The organism is Pseudomonas sp. WS 5027, assembly GCF_012985695.1.
GTDB lineage: Bacteria > Pseudomonadota > Gammaproteobacteria > Pseudomonadales > Pseudomonadaceae > Aquipseudomonas > Aquipseudomonas hygromyciniae.
In genome coordinates this window covers 124,038-141,532 of the sequence record NZ_JAAQWU010000014.1, presented here as the reverse complement: position 1 = coordinate 141,532, position 17,495 = coordinate 124,038, and the positions used below count along the sequence as shown (strand labels likewise).

Sequence of the window (17,495 nt, the reverse complement as noted above, 5' to 3'; positions counted from 1 at the left end):
GTTGTGGCAACAGGTAACGGTGTTTCGCGCCGGGGGTCAGCCGGCTTTTTGCAAGGCTGGCAGGTCGGCGCGCAGGGGCAGGCCTTCCATATCGCCACGGCTTTGTACCGCGCGGCTGCCGATCCAGTTGGCGCGCTGCACTGCCTGGGTAAAGCTGAGGTTTTCCAAAAGGGCGCTGATCAGGCCGACAGCAAAGCCATCGCCGGCGCCGACTGTGTCCACGACCTTGGCCACGGGCACGGCGGCGACAAAGCCCTGGTCCAAGTGGTTGCGGTAATAGGCGCCGTGAGGGCCGAGCTTGATCGCCACGGCTTCCACACCCTGGTCGAGATAGAAGGCGGCAATGTCCGCAGGGTCTTCGAAACCGGTCAGCAGGCGACCTTCGCTCAAACCCGGCAATACCCAATGGGCCAGGCTGGCCAGGGCATTGATTTCGCGGATCATTTTTTGCTCGCTGGGCCATAGCGAGGGGCGCAGGTTAGGGTCGAAGGACACACTGCGGCCCGCTGCGCGCATCTGGCTCATCAACTGGCGCGACAGCTCGGCGGCGGTGTCTGACAACGCCGGCACAATGCCGGTGGCGTGCAGATGCCGCGCTTGCAGCAGCTCAGGCGTAATCACGGCGCTGGACAGGTGACTGGCCGCCGAGCCACGGCGAAAGTACTCGACCTTCGGATCGGCGCCGCTCTCTTCCCGGGACTTGAGCTGGAAGCCGGTGGGGTGCGCGTGATCGACCGCCACATGCCGGCAATCCAGGCCCTCGCGCTCAAGGGTCTGCACCACAAAGCGGCCTAATGAATCATCGCCGACCCGGCTCAACCAAGCCACATTGAAACCCAGGCGTGACAAGCCAATTGCCACATTGCTGTCGGCGCCGGCGATTCGTTTGTGAAACTGGCCGACCTGGGCCAGGTCGCCGGTTTGCTCGGCGACGAACATCGCCATGGTCTCGCCAAAGGACAGGATATCGATCTCAGACATGGGCATTCTCCACACGCGGTTGGCCAAGGACGCTGAGGGTGGTCACCTGCTGGGCAGTAACCTGCAGCAGGTCGTCGCCTTGCAGTGGGAATTCCACCGCGCGGCTGATTCCTTGGGGCATCAGCCCGAGCAATTGTTCCCACTGATGCAGGTCGGCGGCGCCCGGCGGCAGCGCCACCAACTTGCCGTCGGCGCGCCGGGCCACCGCCTTGCAATGCAGGTAATCGACATGCCTCCCCAGCAGGCGTGCGGCGGTCTGGGGCGATTGGTCCTGCCAGTGCCAGTTGCCGATATCGAAGGTCATCTTCACCGGCACGCTCAGGCGTTCGGCTTCATCGAAAAAGCGTTGCATCGGCTCGATGCGCCCACCGTGCAGGGTCTGGTCGTTTTCCACCAGCAAGCGCACCGGGTGGCGGTTGAGCAGGGCGCTGAGGCTGTGCAGGTCGTTGGTGTCGGTGAAGTAACCGAGCGAGACCTTCAACCAGCGCGCACCGAAGGCCTGGGCTCGGTCCAGGGTGGCGGCCAGTTCGTTGTTCGCTTGTGCACGCCCGGCCACCCACAGTTCCAGGGGCGAGGAAAACACGCACTCCAGGTCCTGCTCAGCGGCAGCCTGGGCCAGTGCGCTGGGTTGTTCGGTGGTCAGCAGTTCTTCACGCCATTCAATGCGTGTGGCGCCGGCAGCGGCCAGCAGCTCGACGAAGCTCAATTGGCCGCGCTGGCGAACCAGGTCGGCGCCGTAGCTGGAGAGGCTGATGGAAACGGGATATTTGTGCATTGTTATTGATCTCTGAAACCGGTTTCATTTTTAGGCAAAAAAAGCCCACCCATGTCGGCAGCGACGCCTATATCGGGTGGGTGGAACCTCGCACGATAAGCTGCGGAGCGAAATCCACGGCGTGGGTTGGCGAAGTATCACCACGCAAGCGCTTGAGCAGGCACTCGAAGGCGCTGGCGCCAATAGCTTCGGTGGGCTGGGCGAGGGCGGTGATGCCGCTACCGACCAACGGGAACCAATCCAGGTCATCGAGGGCAATCACCCCCACGTCTTCGAACAGACGACAACCCAATTCACGCAACGCCCGAGTACAGGCCAGCGCGGCGACGCCGTTGGCACAGAACAGCGCTTTGGGGCCTGGCTTGGGGGCGGCCAGAAACGCCTGTAAACCGCGGTTCAAGTCAGGGTCAATTTCCAGCACGCTACCGCGTAACGCTGGGCGGCGGCTGATTTCGGCCTGGAAACTGTCCAGGCGCTCCACCCGCGAACTGGTGCCATCCGCTGTTTCGCTGACCAGCAAGATGTCCCGATAACCCTGTTGCTCCAGGTGTTCCAGGGCCATGCGCACGGCCAGAGGGTTATCCAGACCCACCAGATCGCTGTGCAATGCCTCCACCTTGCGGTCTACCAGCACCAGCGGCATTTCCCGCTGCAACTCCAGCAGTTGCGCAAGGTGATGGCCAAGGGTATTCACGATCAAACCTTCGATGTTGTACGCACGCAGCGCCGCCAGGTGCTGGCGCTCCTGCTCGTCATCGCGGTCGGTGTTGCACACCACCAGGCTGTAGCCGTGTTGCCGGCAGGCGGTTTCCACACCATGCATCACGGCAATGGAATAGGGGTTGCGGATATCGGCCACCAGCATGCCGATCAGGCGTGTGCGCCCACGCTTGAGGCCCCGGGCCATCTGGTTGGGGCGGTAACCCAACTCATCGATGGCCTGCTCGATACGCAGGGCGATGGTGTCGGAGAGCAGGGCGCGGTCATCGCCGATAAAGCGCGACACACTGGCCTTGGACACACCGGCACGTTCGGCTACATCAAGCATGGTCACGCGGCTGCGCTGGGCGGCAGAGAATGAAGTCACGGTAGCGGGCCTTTCTTATTTTGGAATAGACGGTTCATGAATCTAGCTGAAACCGGTTTCAGTGGACGCCATGTTCAATGCCTCGTCAAGAAATTTTCTGAAAGCCAATGGCATTGAGAGGGGTTGGATCCGACGAGTGGCATGCATCACCTGTTAGTTTTGACAGTTACGGACAATGAAAATCAGGAGTTTAATTTGCGCAACAGTCAACCGTTCAGGCACTGCCACATTCTGGTTTCATCGTTGAGGTAATCGTCATGTCCGGCACCTCCAAGCCAATCACTCAAGCTGCTATCACCCGATCAGAGCAAGGTGTGCTGTCTCTTTTGCCGATGATCATTCCTGGTGTGGACCCTTTGGACCCGAATGGGTTGATTCCCGCAGCATTGATGCTCGCGCCGCTCGAAGTGCAAATTCCCATGTGGGCACCGTCCCCTGAGCCTCTGGATACCCCCCATATCCTCACGCTGAATTGGGCGCGCGCAGGCATTGTGGTTTACAGCGACTCGGTGACGATTCACTCGCCGCCGCCACCGGTGCCGACCATGCACACCCTGTTCATCCCTTTGCTTGTGCTGCGGGCGCAATCAGGTCCCGTCGAACTGTATTACAGCGTCACTGATTCATTTGGTGGGACCAGCGTACTGGATCCCAAAAGAACACTGACGGTGGACATGGACGCGCCGCAGTTATTAAACCCTGCCGACCGACTGGCGTTTGTCGTGCTTCCTGCACCGGTAGTTGATGAGCCGTACTTGGGCAGTAATCCGCAGGTGGCGTTTCACGTTCCGCCCTACAGCGGTCGCGATGACGGCGACAAGATTCATTTTTACGTGTCCAATTCAGCCAACCCGCCGGTTGCGGGTGAAGATGGTGTTTATGAACTGGTGTCCAGCGCTGATCCGTTGATTGCCACCCTGGATGCAGACGAGTTTCGCAAGCTAAACAATGGCGACGCTTACATATTTTTCAGGATTTTTGACAAAGCAGGCAACTTCAGCGACCGCAGTGCCGGCCTGCCATTTCAGCTGATGCTGACCGCGTTACCGGGGCCACGGCCTCTTCCGCAAATCGTGCCGCCCCGCTACGACGACTTGCTGATCAATCGCGAAGACGCCAGGGCTGGCGTATTTGTTCGGATAGGGCTCTACACCGACTGGGCTGCGGGGGATGAGGCCATTGTGTATTGGAAAGGCCGTCCTACTGCCAGGCATCCGGTCAACGGCTTCCCCACCGATGTCGAGGTACCGTGGAGCGTTATGCGAGGTCCGCTGACCGATCCGCTGGTGCCCGAAGCGGTGCCGGTACGCTATGAGATTATCCGCGGTGGCCTGCCGCCATTTCCTTCGTTCAATATTCTGGTGAATGTGAACCTCACCGTCGCCGGGCAGGACCACGGGAATGCACCAGCGCTGTTCAACCCGGATTTGCCCGTGCCGCAAGTCTGGGGGCTTGTTTCCAACACCCAGAACGTAGTCAACCATGATGACAACCCCGCCGGCGCCCGTGCCCGCGTATTGCTTTATGAGAACCCGGTGCCAGGAGAGATTCTGCGGTTTTACTGGAATGGTATCGGGCCGGTTGCCAGTTACACGGTGCAGTTTGGGGATGTAGCAGGGCAACTAGTGTTTTCCACGATTATCCCTTGGGCTGTCATGGCGGGTTCTATTCATCCAGCATTGCCGGTGTATTACACCACCAGTAATGGAGTGAATGATCAGCAATCGGACAATGCGCTAGTAGCTGTCAATACGGGTGCATTGATTGCATTCCCGGCCCCGATTCTAAACCATACTTTAGTGGGGCCTGCGGGTTACTTGGGCTGTTGTTCTAAGCCTGAAATATTTGAGGGGGTGGAGTGGTCTTTGGCGCCAGATGATCGCTTTGAGCTTAACGATGTTGTGACTTTTTTTTGGGAGGGCTTTCTCGTCAATAACTGGGAGCCGCCGGTTATTGAAGAGTCGAGGTATGACGATACTCAAGCGTTCAATACTACCGCAGACTTGATGAATGGATTGCACTTCAGGGTCGCGCCCTATGAGGAGAAAGTCGTGCCGATGCGTAACTTCGGTTCGGCTCGAGCCTGGTATCAGGTGAGGCGTGGCGGGGCCCTTATAGGTGAGTCGCTACCAAGAAGGATTCGTGTTGATCTGCTATTCCCAGGCTCAGGACGGTATTGTCAGTTAGGCGATGTCATTTCGTGTTCAAACGACGGAGTGGCAACCATTATCGGAAGCAAGAGTCACTAGTTTTTATACTGGCTTGGTCGCAATGCTGTAGTTGTTTTTAAAGTGTGTAGTCAATCCTGCGCCCAATGGGCGAACCCGTTCGCAATGTTGCATTGGATGCTGCTGCACGCCCTGGAAAAGCTGTAATACTCAATCAGTACTGGAGAAAGAAATGGACAGGAAAACGTTAGAAACTATCCAAAGGTTTCAAAGTCGTTGCACCGCAAACAATACAGTTAATAGTTTGCCCCCGGGGAGCTTGGAAGGGCAGGTTCCGGGATTCCCTGGGTTGATTTATCGCAATAACGCACTTAAAGAGACATTGGAGTTTTTAATTCCCCGTTGGGATGACTTCAGCACGAATCCGGCTTTTCCAGACACCGTTAGAGTCTGGATGTGGCCATTGGATGACGCCCAGCCGTCCGAGCCTTTTACGACATTTACCGTATCTTCACCTGCAGCGGGTGGAGTGCCGGTCAATATTGCGTTGGCTCGACGTCCACCTGGCGCTCACCTGATCAGGTATGAGGTGTTTGTCGACAATATCGGCAATGCCACCCAGTCAGATCAGCAACTGCTGATCGTAGACCTCGCGGGTCCCTATTCCAGTCATGTGGGGCCGATTCCCGCACCCTTGCCCCCAGCAGGCCTGCCAACCCCCGCGTCATTGGCTTACTTCCAGGGTTTACCCAACCAAACGGCTATGTTTCGCATTCCTGGCTATCCTGACTACGCAATCGGGGACTATGCGTTGTTGTTCTACAACAATTCGGACGAACCCTATCTGCCTACTGCAGGCAGTACTGACCCGAGATGGTTGCTGCCTGCCGATTTAAGCTTCCCCTTGCCCTTGTCGGTCGTCCAGGGGAGCCCGGATGGGCTACGTAGCTTGCGCTATGAGTTGTACGACGCCGCCGGCAACCCTGCGAGGTTGTCGTCCCAGTTTGCATTTGACGTGGGGCTGTTTCCTGCGCCGAGTAACTTCAGGGCGCCAACCATTGATCTGGCGGTTCCCGGTGACCTGCTGATTGATCGCATGGATGCTGCACAGCTCAACGGCGCTATCGTCCGCATTCCCGCCTATGAGAATTTTCTGCGAGGTGACGAGGGAGACATAATCAGTGTGACACTGACCACCTCCCTGGGCACCGCGACCCTGCCCGATGTGCCGTTGGGCAGTAACACCTTCCCGGTGCAGGTACATGTTGGATTCCCTACGCTGGCTCTGCTTTATGGGCCACCGAAGGGTTATTGTCGATGACGGTGTCCTACGCGGTGAAGCGCCGTTCGGTCAGCTACCCTTCGACGTTGACAGCAACCACTGACCTTGACCTTTTCGTGGTTGGGCCAACAAACCCGGACGAGCCGGATCTGGTCAACCCTGATCTGAACCCGGTAGTGGTCAGGGGGGAGGATGCGACAGGCGTCGAGGGACCGCCTAATGAGCTGCTGCCTGAACATGCAAACCGGCCAGCCAATGCCTATATCACGCTCTGGGACAAACCTCCGACTCCGGACGCGGGGCCATTTACGATCTATCTGTTTTATGAAGGCGTACAGGTGGATACACAGTTTGTCCCAAGTGGTATCGCCAACCAGGTCGTCAAGTTGCAGATCCCCGCAAGCGCCGTTTCTGACCATAACAACGGTACGAAGCGGGTGAGTTACACCATCGGTGCCGCAGGCAGCTCGAATCGACAATACGCCCCCACCACACTGGTTGAAGTCACGGCCAATATCATATTCCTGGCGCCTCCGGTCGTTCGAAAGCTTACAGGCAGCGGCGCGGGGATTATCAACTGCACCAGCTTCGAGCCAGAAGCGCCGATCCCCGGCAATATCAAAGTGTTTATTCCGCCCTCGGAGCATTTCTCGCTGAATATGATCGTTACCGTGCATTGGCGGGGTTACCGGGATGATGCTGGCTTAGACGAGGTTACTTCCGTCGCTGCCAGCAAACCTTCGGTGCCACTGACGCAGACGATGATCAACCTGGGATTCGAGATTGAATTGGAGGACTACTTCACCCTCTTCAAGCCGATTCAGCCGACCACGGATGACCGGCTTGCCGGTTCAGCCAAGATTCACTACAGCATCGTGCTGCCCTCGGGCACGGTTAACTCCTCTGACGCTACGCCGCGAGTGCGTGGACAAAAGATCGGTGGTGTAAGTCCGGTTTTTTGTGATGAGACGGTCGTGCCTGCACCTTGATCTTTTGTTTTGTGGACAAAGGGGAGCATTGCTCCCCTTTCGCATTTTGATGAGGATGACCGAACGCCTGAAGTCAGTTGGCTACGATTACAGGCCTTGAGCCCCAATAATACGGACACTTAAGGATAATCCTACATAAAGCGGTAAGTACTCTGGATAAGGTTGGCGCCGCTCGATTGGCAGGGTCCCACACAGTTTGGAACCGGCCCGTTTCTTGCGAATTGGAATGCCAACCCAGAGGTCCGCTAAATGCCATCCGTATTCAATTTCAAACCTTCACCGTTGAGCCTCGCATTGAAGGCCAATACTGTAACTTTGCTTATGCTTATGGGCCACGTAGCCGAAGCCCGTATCGTCACGGGGCCCGACGAGTTTGTGCGCCCAGGTCCGGCGCCGGATCGTTTTGAACTGCGCACGGGTTCGGGCCTGACCGTCCAAGGGACCGAAACCCTGGAAATCCGTGCCCAATCGGCCACCCTGGTAGTTACGCCAGGTAGCTTGACCAAGGACATCGTCGCTTTTGATTCCCAGATCCGTGTAGACGGTTCGGATGTCATTGCTCGTAGCACGGCAGATGCCGCTATTCGCGCTACAGGCAGCAATGTGCTGGTCAGCAACAGTAATCTCATCCACAACAATGGAACCGGCCTGATTGCCGGCCGCTCGCTGGGCGGTACTGATGGTTCCAGCGTCAAGGTCATCAACAGCACCATTACCGGCACTAACCGTGGTGCCAGCGCCAGCGCGTACAGTGTGCTGGACTTCAGCGGTTCCCATATCGAAGCGACGAACGACAATGGCATGGGCCTGTCGCTGATGAGCGGGACAGCGTTTGCAACCGATAGCCAAATTGTAGGTGGCGCCAACGGCGTGCAAATGGCCGTCGATGGATCGTCCGGAATCATGGACAGTACGTTGCTGCTGGACGGTTCCAGCGTGGTAGGTACGAACGGTGCTGCCATCCTGACAAGAGCGGGTACCAACGCTGATATTCAGGTACTGAACGGCTCGTCCCTGACCGGCGGCAACGGCAATATCCTGGAAGTCACCGGTGGCTCCAGCGCCAACATGAACGTTGACCGCAGCGTCCTGGTGGGCGACGTGGTTGTCGAGGATGGCAGCAGCGCCAAGGTGCAGCTCAACAACGGCTCCTGGTTGACCGGCCAGTTGAAAAACGTTGCCGAGTTGAGCGTGAACGATGCCTCCAACTGGGTGCTGGTGGGCGACAGCAATGTCGACGCCTTGAAGATGGGCGGCGGCGCCGTGCACTTCGGCGGGGCGGATGAGTTCTACCAATTGAACGTCAAGAGCCTGGAAGGCGAGGGCACGTTCATCATGCACACCGACTTTTCCACCCACCAGACCGATTTCCTCAACGTCGAGGGCAAGGCCGACGGCAGTCATAGCCTGCTGCTGGCCGCCACCGGCTCGGAAATGGCCCGCGGCGAGCCGATCAAGGTTGTGCATACCGAAGGCGGCAATGCGCACTTTTCCCTGCTGGGTGACACGGTGGACGTCGGTGCCTTTGCCTATGGCTTGAAGCAGGAGGGTACCGACTGGTTGCTCGACCCGACCCGTCGCGGCACCAGCACCAGCGCCCACTCGGTACTCGCCCTGTTCAACAGCGCGCCGACCGTGTTGTACGGCGAGATGAGCATCCTGCGTACGCGCATGGGTGAATTGCGCTTCAGTGAAGGGGCTGGCAACGGCCTGTGGATGCGCAGCTACGGCAATAAATTCGACGTAGCGAGCAACAAGAACGGCGCGGGCTACAAGCAGGTCCAGAAGGGCTTAACCATCGGTGCCGACGCGCCGTTGTCCAGCGGTGATGGTCAGTGGATTGCCGGCGTGATGGGCGGCCACAGCACCTCGGACCTGAGCCTGACCCGAGGCAGCAGTGGTGAGGTCAAGAGCTACTATGTGGGCGGTTACGCCACCTGGCTGGACGCTGAAAGTGGTTTGTACTTCGATGGTGTGGCCAAGCTCAACCGCTTGCACACTGAGAACGACGTGACCATGAGCGATGGTAAAAAAGCCAAGGGAAGCTACTCGCAAAACGCCGTGGGTGCATCGGCCGAGTTCGGTCGCCACATCAAGCTGGATAACGATTTCTTCGTTGAACCGTATGGCCAGTTGTCGGCAACGATCACCCAGGCGCAGAGCTATGAGCTGTCCAATGGCTTGAAGGCCAAAGGTGATCGCTCCAGCAGCGTGGTCGGCAAGGTGGGTGTGACGGCTGGCAAGAACATCCAGCTGGAAAGTGGCGGTGTGCTGCAGCCTTACCTGCGTACTGCCGTGGCCCATGAGTTTGATCAGAGCAACAAGGTGTTTATCAACGGTCAAAGCTTCAACAATGATCTGTCCGGTTCGCGGGTTGAATTGGCCGCCGGTGTGGCCATGTCGGTTTCGCAGAACGTCAAGGTACATGCAGACTTTGAAACCAGCCAAGGCAAGAAGATCGACCAGCCCTGGGGTGTCAACTTCGGTATTCGTTACGACTTCTAAGACACCCGCTCAAAAAAGGAAGCTTCGGCTTCCTTTTTTTGTGGGCGCTCTTGGCGGTTAACCGAACAGTCCGGCAGCGATATTGATCGAGAACCCCAGGATCGCCGTGTTGAACAGGAACCCGATCAACGATTGCCCCAGTACCACCTTGCGCATGGCGCGGGTGGCGACACCCACGTCCGAGGTCTGCACGGCGACGCCGATGGTGAAAGAGAAGTACAGGAAATCCCAGTAGTTGGGCGTCAGCGGCCCCTCGGCAAAACGCAGCGCCGGCTCCTTGCCCTCCCAGGTGTAGTAGAGGCGGGCGTAGTGCACGCTGAAAATCACCCCGATCAGCAACCACGAACCAATCACCGTAACGCCGGTAAAGCCGTAATGCAGCAGGCGTTCGGCGGTGTCCAGGTGTTTAGTGCCGGCCAGGCCAAAAGCGATGGTCGCCAGGCTGGCAATCGCGGCAATACACACCATGAACAGCACCAGGCCGGCGTTCTCGTCCTCGATTTCGGCGATACGCTTAACGTCTTCGGCCTTGGCCCGGATGGTCAGGCGCAGCATCAGGACCAGGTAAGTCCAGACTCCGGCGTTCCAGCCGATGAGGATTTTGGTGAGGATCGAATCGAAGGGCGCGAGGATGCCGATTGCCAGGCCCAGGACGGCGGCGGCGGAAAGGCGAGGGTGGGTTCGGGCGAGAAAGGGCATGGTGCTCACAAATGCAGGTGTGGTGAGCAACCATAGCCTATTCCTGTAGGAGCCGGCTTGCCGGCGAACAACCAGAGAACGCCTCGGGCCATCAGGATAACCGCGTTATCGTTGACGATTTTCGCCGGCAAGCCGGTTCCTACAGGGTGGTGCGATCAATCTTTGCGTTTGCGCACCAGTTTCATCACCACCACAAAGAACACCGGCACAAACACCACTGCCAATGTCGCGGTGATCATCCCGCCGATCACCCCGGTGCCGATCGCCTGCTGGCTCGCCGAACTGGCACCGGTGGCAATCGCCAATGGCACCACGCCGAGGATAAACGCCAGCGAGGTCATGATGATCGGGCGCAGACGCAAGCGGGCCGCTTTCAATGTCGCATCGATCAGGTCTTCACCCTGGTCATACAGCTCCTTGGCAAACTCGATGATCAGAATCGCGTTTTTCGCCGACAGGCCGATGATGGTGATCAAGCCGACCTTGAAGAACACATCGTTGGGCATGCCACGCAGCGACACCGCCATCACCGCGCCCAATACCCCCAACGGCACCACCAGCAACACCGAGGTGGGGATCGACCAGCTTTCATACAGCGCCGCCAGGCACAGGAACACCACCAGCAGCGACAGCATCAACAGCAGCGGCGCCTGGGAACCCGACAAGCGTTCCTGCAGCGACAAACCGGTCCATTCCTGCCCCAGACCCGCCGGCAGTTGGCTGACCAGGCGCTGGATTTCCTCCATCGCCTCGCCGGTGCTGTGGCCCGGTGAGGCTTCGCCGGAAATTGCGATGGCCGGGTAGCCGTTGTAACGGGTCAACTGCGCCGGGCCCTGCACCCAACGTGCTTCGACAAACGCCGACAGCGGCACCATCTTCCCGGCGTCGTTGCGCACGTGAATCTTCAGCAGGTCTTCGACCTGGCTGCGTTGGTCACCTTCGGCCTGTACCACCACCCGCTGCATGCGGCCCTGGTTGGGGAAGTCGTTGATATAGGCCGAGCCAATGGCCGAGGACAGGATATTGCCTACATCGGCAAACGACACGCCCAAGGCATTGGCACGCTTGCGGTCCACTTCAAGCTGCACTTGTGGCGCTTCGGCCAAGGCACTTTCGCGCACGTTGGCCAGGATCGGGCTTTTTTCCGCCGCCGCCAGCAACTCGGTACGCGCCGCCATCAACGCGGCATGCCCCACGCCACCACGGTCCTGCAGGCGGAACTCAAAGCCGCTGGACGTGCCCAAGCCGTCCACCGGTGGCGGCAGCACGGCATAGGCCATCGCATCCTTGAGCTCGGTAAAGGCCATGTTGGCGCGATCGGCAATCGAGGCTGCCGAATCGTCGCTACTGCGCTCGGACCAGTCCTTGAGCGTGGTAAACGCCAGCGCCGCGTTCTGCCCAGCGCCGGAGAAGCTGAAGCCCATGATCATCGTCGTATCGCCGACGCCTGGCTCGGTGGCGTTATGCGCCTCGATCTGCTCAGCCACCAGTACCGTACGGTTTTTGCTCGCGCCTGGTGGCAGCTGAATATCGGTGATGGTGTAGCCCTGGTCTTCCACCGGCAGGAACGAAGCGGGCAGGCGGCTGAACAGCAACCCCATGCCCACCAGCAATACCAGATAGATCAACAAGTAGCGGCCGCTGCGCTTGAGGGCATAGGCCACCCAGCCTTCGTAGCGGTCGGTCAGTTGCTCGAAGCGGCGGTTGAACCAGCCAAAGAACCCGCCCTTGGCGTGATGCTCGCCCTTGGCAATCGGCTTGAGCAACGTGGCGCACAGGGCCGGGGTCAACGACAGGGCGAGGAACGCCGAGAACAGGATCGAGGTGGCCATCGACAGCGAGAACTGCTGGTAAATCACCCCCACCGAGCCGGGCATAAAGGCCATCGGCAGGAATACCGCCACCAGCACCAGGGTAATCCCGATGATCGCGCCGGTGATCTGGCCCATGGCCTTGCGTGTGGCTTCCTTGGGCGACAGGCCCTCGGTGACCATGATCCGCTCGACGTTCTCCACCACTACGATTGCATCGTCCACCAGAATGCCGATGGCCAGCACCATGCCAAACATGGTCAGCACGTTGATCGAGAACCCCAGCAACAGCATGGTGGCGAAGGTGCCCATCAGCGCAATCGGCACCACCAGCGTCGGGATCAGGGTGTAGCGGATGTTCTGCAGGAACAGGAACATCACCGCAAACACCAGCGCCATCGCCTCCAGCAGGGTGTAGATCACTTTGGTGATCGAGACCTTGACGAACGGAGAGGTGTCGTACGGGATCTTGTACTCGACATTGGCCGGGAAATAGCGCGACAGCTCATCCATCTTCGCCCGCACCAGGGTCGCCGTGCTCAAGGCATTGGCGCCCGGCGACAGCTGCACACTGACGGCGGTGGAGGGCTTACCGTTCAGGCGCGTGGAGAACTGGTACTCCTGGCTGCCGATCTCGACCCGCGCCACATCGCCAATGCGCACGGTGGAGCCGTCCGGGTTGGCCTTGAGCACAATGTCGGCAAACTCGGCCGGGGTGGAGAGCTGGCCCTTGACCAGAATCGAGGCGGTGATTTCCTGGGTGTTGGTGCCCGGCAAATCGCCAATGCTGCCCGCCGAAACCTGGGCGTTCTGCGCGGTGATCGCGGCATTCACGTCAGCCGGGGTCAGGTTGAAACCGATTAGTTTCTGCGGGTCGATCCAGATCCGCATCGCCCGCTCGGCGCCATACAACTGGGCCTTGCCCACCCCGTCCAGGCGCTTGAGCTCGTTCATCACGTTGCGCGCCAGGTAATCGCTGAGCGCCACGTCGTCGAGCTTGCCGTCACTGGAGGTCAGGGTCACCAGCAGCAGGAAACCGGCGGACACTTTCTCCACCTGCAGGCCTTGCTGGGTCACGGCTTGCGGCAGGCGCGGCTCCACGGCCTTGAGGCGGTTCTGCACATCGACCTGGGCCATTTCCGGGTTGGTACCTGGCTGGAAGGTCGCGGTGATGGTGGCCGAGCCGAGGCTGCTCTGGGATTCGAAATACAACAAGTGGTCGGCACCGTTGAGCTCCTGCTCGATCAGGCTGACCACGCTTTCGTCCAGGGTCTGCGCTGAAGCGCCCGGGTACACCGCGTAGATTTCCACCTTCGGCGGCGCGACGTTGGGGTACTGCGCCACCGGCAACTGCGGGATGGCGAGGGCGCCGGCCAGCAGGATAAACAGGGCGACCACCCAGGCGAAGATCGGGCGGTCAATAAAGAACTGCGGCATTGTCTCTGATCCCTTTGATTACTGGCCGGCTGCCTGGGCGACGGGCTCGGGGCTGGCATCCACTTCGACTTTTTCACCGGGGCGCGCATGTTGCAGGCCCTCGACGATGATGCGGTCACCGGCCTTCAGGCCGCTGTTGACCACCCAGCGGTCGTTGACCGCGGCGCCCAACTCCACCGGTTGCTGGCTGACGTTCTGTTCGGCATCCACCAGCAACACCATGGGGATACCGGCGCTGTCGCGGGTGATTGCGCGCTGCGGCACGCTCAGGCCTTGCTGGTCGACCGCCTGCTCCAGGCGCACGCGGATAAAGCTGCCGGGCAACAGGTCGAGGTCCGGGTTGGGGAATTCGCTGCGCAGGTTGATCTGCCCGGTACCGGGGTCCACGGAAATCTCCGCGAACAGCAACTTGCCCGGCAGCGGGTACAGGCTACCGTCATCCTGGATCAGCGTGGCCTTGGCCTGGTCCTGGCCCACTTGCTTCAAATGCCCGGCGCGGAATGCCCGGCGCAGGTCATTGAGTTCGCGGGTGGACTGGGTGAGGTCGGCGTGGATCGGGTCCAGTTGCTGGATCAATGCCATGGGCGTGGCTTCGTTCTGGCCCACCAGTGCGCCTTCGGTCACCAGCGCCCGGCCGATGCGCCCGGAGATCGGCGCTGTCACCGTGGCATAGCCGAGGTTGAGCTTGGCGCGTTGCACCGCGGCCTGGTTGGCCGCGACATCGGCGGCAGTCTGCCGGGCGGCGGCGCGGGCGTTGTCGTAGTCCTGGGCGCTGATGGCATTGCCTTCGACCAACTGGCTATAGCGCTGCTCTTGCAGGCGCGCCTGGAAGGCATTGGCTTCGGCCTTGCGCAGGCTCGCCTGGGCGCTGTCGAGGTCAGCCTTGAACGGCGCCGGGTCGATACGAAACAGCACGTCGCCCTGTTTGACGTCGTGGCCTTCGTTGAACACCCGCTGCAAGACCACGCCGGCCACACGTGCGCGCACTTCGGCAATGCGCGGTGCGGCAATTCGCCCGCTCAGTTCACTGCTGATGGACAGGGGTTTGGCTTCGAGGGTTTCGATCCGTACCTTGGCGAGGGGCATTTGCGGGGCCTCGTCCGCGGAGTTGCCACAGGCACCCAGGGCCAACGTCAGTGCCAGCAGGCAAAACGGCGCAAACAGATTCTTTGACATGCTCTTATCCCAATATTGACTGGCGCATCCTACGGACGCGCCCGGCTCAGTGCTGTGAAGCTGTGTAGGCGGTGTGTGAAGAAATGTAAGGTGCGGCGCACACCGAGGCGCGTGCGTATATCCTTCACGGCTGTGGATCCTAACAAGCTCTTCTGAACAATGACGATCTAATGTGGGAGCGGGCTTGCCCGCGATAGCGGTGTGTCAGTAGATACATTCGCGACTGATGCACCGCCATCGCGGGCAAGCCCGCTCCCACATTGGATTTGTGTACGACAAAAAACCGTATTAATTGGAAACACCATGCCCAACATCCTCCTGGTCGAAGACGACGCCGCGCTGTCCGAGCTGATTGCCAGTTACCTTGAACGCAATGGCTATCACGTCAATGTGCTCAGCCGTGGCGACCATGTGCGCGAACGGGCCAGGCTCAATCCACCGGACCTGGTCATCCTCGACCTGATGCTGCCTGGCCTTGATGGCCTGCAAGTCTGCCGCCTGCTGCGCGCCGACTCGGCGGGCCTGCCGATCCTGATGCTCACTGCCCGCGATGACAGCCATGACCAGGTGCTGGGCCTGGAAATGGGCGCCGATGACTACGTGACTAAACCGTGCGAGCCACGGGTGTTGCTGGCCCGGGTGCGCACCTTGCTGCGCCGCAGCAGCCTCAGCGAGCCACAGGCGGCCAATGACCAGATCCTGATGGGCAACCTGTGCATCGACCTGTCGGAGCGCTCCGTGACCTGGCGCGAGCAGGTGGTGGAGCTGTCCAGCGGCGAATACAACCTGCTGGTGGTGCTGGCCCGGCATGCAGGTGAAGTACTCAGCCGCGACCAGATCCTGCAGCGCCTGCGGGGTATCGAGTTCAACGGCACCGACCGCTCGGTGGACGTGGCCATTTCCAAACTGCGCCGCAAGTTCGATGACCATGCCGGCGAAGCCCGCAAGATCAAGACGGTGTGGGGCAAGGGCTACCTGTTCAGCCGTTCCGAGTGGGAATGCTGACACCATGTTCCGCGTCCTGATCCGTCTCTACCTGCTGACCATCGTGACCTACAGCGCGGCGATCTACCTGATCCCCATGGGCATCATCGAGGTCTTCCACAACCGCTACATGAACTACAACATCGAGCAATCCCGGGGCTTGCAGAGCCTGATCGTGCGCCAGTACCACAGCCGTCCGGTGGAGCGCTGGTCGGAGGTCACCGACCAGTTGGGCCGGGACTTCGCACCGTTGAAGGTGCAATTGCTGCATCGCCAGGACGCGCGCTACACCCCAGCCGAGGAGCGGTTGCTGGAACAGGGCAAACCGGTGATCCGCCTGGGGGAGTGGGGCTGGATGGAAGAAATCAGCTCGCCACTCAATGAGCAGTTGGCGGTCAAGCTGACCATCCCGCCCGACCCGCTGGACATGAACCTGCTGTATTGGAGCATGAACGTGCTGATCGGCGCGGCGTTGCTGGGGGGGCTGTTGATCTGGCTGCGCCCGCACTGGCGCGACCTGGAACGCCTCAAGGCCACTGCCGCGCAACTGGGCCGTGGCCATCTGGAAGAACGCACGCACATTCCGGCGAGCTCCAACATCGGCAGCCTGGCGGCGGTGTTCGACACCATGGCCAACGATATCGAACACCTGCTTAATCAGCAGCGTGACTTGCTCAACGCCGTCTCCCACGAACTGCGCACCCCGCTGACCCGCCTGGATTTCGGCCTGGCCCTGGCGTTGTCCGAAGACCAGCCGGCGGCCAGCCGCGAACGCCTGCAAGGCCTGGTGGCGCACATCCGTGAACTGGATGAACTGGTGCTGGAACTGCTGTCCTACAGCCGCCTGCAAAACCCGGCGCAACTGCCCGAACGGGTGGACGTGGTGCTCGATGAGTTTATCGACAGCATTTTGGGCAGCATCGACGACGAACTGGAAAACCCCGAGATCGTGATTGATGTGGTGCTGGACTGTGCCGTGGAGCGTTTTACCCTCGACCCACGCCTTACCGCCCGCGCCCTGCAAAACCTGCTGCGCAATGCCATGCGCTATTGCGAACGGCGCATTCAGATTGGCGTCAAGGTCTGCGCCAAGGGTTGCGAAATCTGGGTGGATGACGATGGGATTGGCATCCCCGAAGAACAGCGCGCACGGGTTTTCGAGCCGTTCTACCGCCTGGACCGTAGCCGCGACCGCGCCACCGGTGGCTTCGGCCTGGGCCTGGCAATCAGCCGCCGGGCGGTGGAGGCGCAGGGCGGCACACTCACCGCACAAGCCTCGCCACTGGGCGGCGCGCGCATGCGCCTGTGGTTGCCCACCTGAACAGTGTGGCCAGAGGGCCTGTTGTGCCTAGGGGCCTATTGTGGTTAGGAGGGCTTGTTGTGGCGAGGGGGCTTGTCCCCCGTTGGGCTGCGCAGCAGCCCCAAAACCAGCCACCTCTATTTGTCTGAAAAAACTCGGAGAGCTTGAGGGACTGGGGCTGCTTCGCAGCCCAACGGGGGACAAGCCCCCTCACCACAACACGCCCACGGCGTGCAGTTATGCAGTCCTGCTTTTGGCATATGCGCAGCCTTACCGCCCCTGACGCACCCTTGCTATAGTT

At 60.1% G+C, this 17,495-nt stretch carries 12 protein-coding genes; 6 read left to right on the top strand and 6 right to left on the bottom strand.

Annotated elements, in window-relative coordinates; genetic code table 11:
* Window positions 1-36: 36 nt before the first annotated feature.
* The 3 genes from HBO09_RS18255 to HBO09_RS18245 form a co-directional block, all read right to left on the bottom strand.
* Window positions 37-981: a sugar kinase gene (locus HBO09_RS18255; protein WP_169995375.1), complete on the bottom strand. Its 945-nt coding sequence runs from the start codon at window positions 979-981 to the stop codon at window positions 37-39.
* Entirely contained in the window at window positions 974-1,756 is a 783-nt protein-coding gene (locus HBO09_RS18250) for a TIM barrel protein (protein WP_169995377.1), read from the bottom strand. The genes HBO09_RS18255 and HBO09_RS18250 overlap by 8 nt, the downstream gene beginning before the upstream one ends.
* A 67-nt stretch (window positions 1,757-1,823) precedes the next feature.
* Window positions 1,824-2,843 (bottom strand): LacI family DNA-binding transcriptional regulator, encoded by a 1,020-nt coding sequence (locus HBO09_RS18245; RefSeq protein WP_169995379.1) that lies wholly within the window; start codon window positions 2,841-2,843, stop codon window positions 1,824-1,826.
* Window positions 2,844-3,100: 257 nt separating this feature from the next.
* Between HBO09_RS18245 and HBO09_RS18240 the strand changes: the two genes are divergently transcribed.
* The 4 genes from HBO09_RS18240 to HBO09_RS18230 all read left to right on the top strand — a co-directional run bounded on the left by HBO09_RS18240 (window position 3,101) and on the right by HBO09_RS18230 (window position 9,787).
* On the top strand, window positions 3,101-5,092 hold the full coding sequence (locus HBO09_RS18240; RefSeq protein WP_169995381.1) for a hypothetical protein: 1,992 nt from the start codon (window positions 3,101-3,103) through the stop codon (window positions 5,090-5,092).
* A gap of 151 nt (window positions 5,093-5,243) precedes the next feature.
* Window positions 5,244-6,332, top strand: a complete 1,089-nt coding sequence (locus tag HBO09_RS28975) for a hypothetical protein (RefSeq protein ID WP_262381274.1) — start codon at window positions 5,244-5,246, stop codon at window positions 6,330-6,332.
* Window positions 6,329-7,282 (top strand): hypothetical protein, encoded by a 954-nt coding sequence (locus HBO09_RS28970; protein WP_262381273.1) that lies wholly within the window; start codon window positions 6,329-6,331, stop codon window positions 7,280-7,282. The genes HBO09_RS28975 and HBO09_RS28970 overlap by 4 nt, the downstream gene beginning before the upstream one ends.
* A 249-nt stretch (window positions 7,283-7,531) precedes the next feature.
* Window positions 7,532-9,787: an autotransporter outer membrane beta-barrel domain-containing protein gene (locus HBO09_RS18230; RefSeq protein WP_169995384.1), complete on the top strand. Its 2,256-nt coding sequence runs from the start codon at window positions 7,532-7,534 to the stop codon at window positions 9,785-9,787.
* Between the two features lie 57 nt (window positions 9,788-9,844).
* Here HBO09_RS18230 and HBO09_RS18225 read toward each other — a convergent pair whose 3' ends face one another.
* The 3 genes from HBO09_RS18225 to HBO09_RS18215 all read right to left on the bottom strand — a co-directional run bounded on the left by HBO09_RS18225 (window position 9,845) and on the right by HBO09_RS18215 (window position 14,910).
* The gene (locus HBO09_RS18225) at window positions 9,845-10,486 is read right to left on the bottom strand and encodes a DUF1345 domain-containing protein (RefSeq protein WP_169995386.1); all 642 of its coding nucleotides are present in this window, start codon (window positions 10,484-10,486) and stop codon (window positions 9,845-9,847) included.
* Between the two features lie 155 nt (window positions 10,487-10,641).
* Window positions 10,642-13,734 (bottom strand): efflux RND transporter permease subunit, encoded by a 3,093-nt coding sequence (locus HBO09_RS18220; RefSeq protein ID WP_169995388.1) that lies wholly within the window; start codon window positions 13,732-13,734, stop codon window positions 10,642-10,644.
* A gap of 18 nt (window positions 13,735-13,752) precedes the next feature.
* Entirely contained in the window at window positions 13,753-14,910 is a 1,158-nt protein-coding gene (locus HBO09_RS18215; protein WP_169995390.1) for an efflux RND transporter periplasmic adaptor subunit, read from the bottom strand.
* Window positions 14,911-15,213: 303 nt separating this feature from the next.
* Between HBO09_RS18215 and HBO09_RS18210 the strand changes: the two genes are divergently transcribed.
* Both HBO09_RS18210 and HBO09_RS18205 read left to right on the top strand, forming a co-directional pair.
* Window positions 15,214-15,915, top strand: a complete 702-nt coding sequence (locus HBO09_RS18210) for a response regulator transcription factor (protein ID WP_070995281.1) — start codon at window positions 15,214-15,216, stop codon at window positions 15,913-15,915.
* A gap of 4 nt (window positions 15,916-15,919) precedes the next feature.
* Window positions 15,920-17,215, top strand: coding sequence for an ATP-binding protein (locus HBO09_RS18205; RefSeq protein WP_169995392.1), 1,296 nt, complete (start codon window positions 15,920-15,922; stop codon window positions 17,213-17,215).
* The last annotated feature ends 280 nt before the right edge of the window (window positions 17,216-17,495 follow it).

Bases quoted from the DNA above. Each gene is read 5' to 3' on its own strand.
- HBO09_RS18255 (WP_169995375.1), bottom strand. From the start codon at position 981: ATGTCTGAGATCGATATCCTGTCCTTTGGCGAGACCATGGCGATGTTC.
- HBO09_RS18250 (WP_169995377.1), bottom strand. From the start codon at position 1,756: ATGCACAAATATCCCGTTTCCATCAGCCTCTCCAGCTACGGCGCCGAC.
- HBO09_RS18240 (WP_169995381.1), top strand. From the start codon at position 3,101: ATGTCCGGCACCTCCAAGCCAATCACTCAAGCTGCTATCACCCGATCA.
- HBO09_RS28975 (WP_262381274.1), top strand. From the start codon at position 5,244: ATGGACAGGAAAACGTTAGAAACTATCCAAAGGTTTCAAAGTCGTTGC.
- HBO09_RS28970 (WP_262381273.1), top strand. From the start codon at position 6,329: ATGACGGTGTCCTACGCGGTGAAGCGCCGTTCGGTCAGCTACCCTTCG.
- HBO09_RS18230 (WP_169995384.1), top strand. From the start codon at position 7,532: ATGCCATCCGTATTCAATTTCAAACCTTCACCGTTGAGCCTCGCATTG.
- HBO09_RS18225 (WP_169995386.1), bottom strand. From the start codon at position 10,486: ATGCCCTTTCTCGCCCGAACCCACCCTCGCCTTTCCGCCGCCGCCGTC.
- HBO09_RS18220 (WP_169995388.1), bottom strand. From the start codon at position 13,734: ATGCCGCAGTTCTTTATTGACCGCCCGATCTTCGCCTGGGTGGTCGCC.
- HBO09_RS18215 (WP_169995390.1), bottom strand. From the start codon at position 14,910: ATGTCAAAGAATCTGTTTGCGCCGTTTTGCCTGCTGGCACTGACGTTG.
- HBO09_RS18210 (WP_070995281.1), top strand. From the start codon at position 15,214: ATGCCCAACATCCTCCTGGTCGAAGACGACGCCGCGCTGTCCGAGCTG.
- HBO09_RS18205 (WP_169995392.1), top strand. From the start codon at position 15,920: ATGTTCCGCGTCCTGATCCGTCTCTACCTGCTGACCATCGTGACCTAC.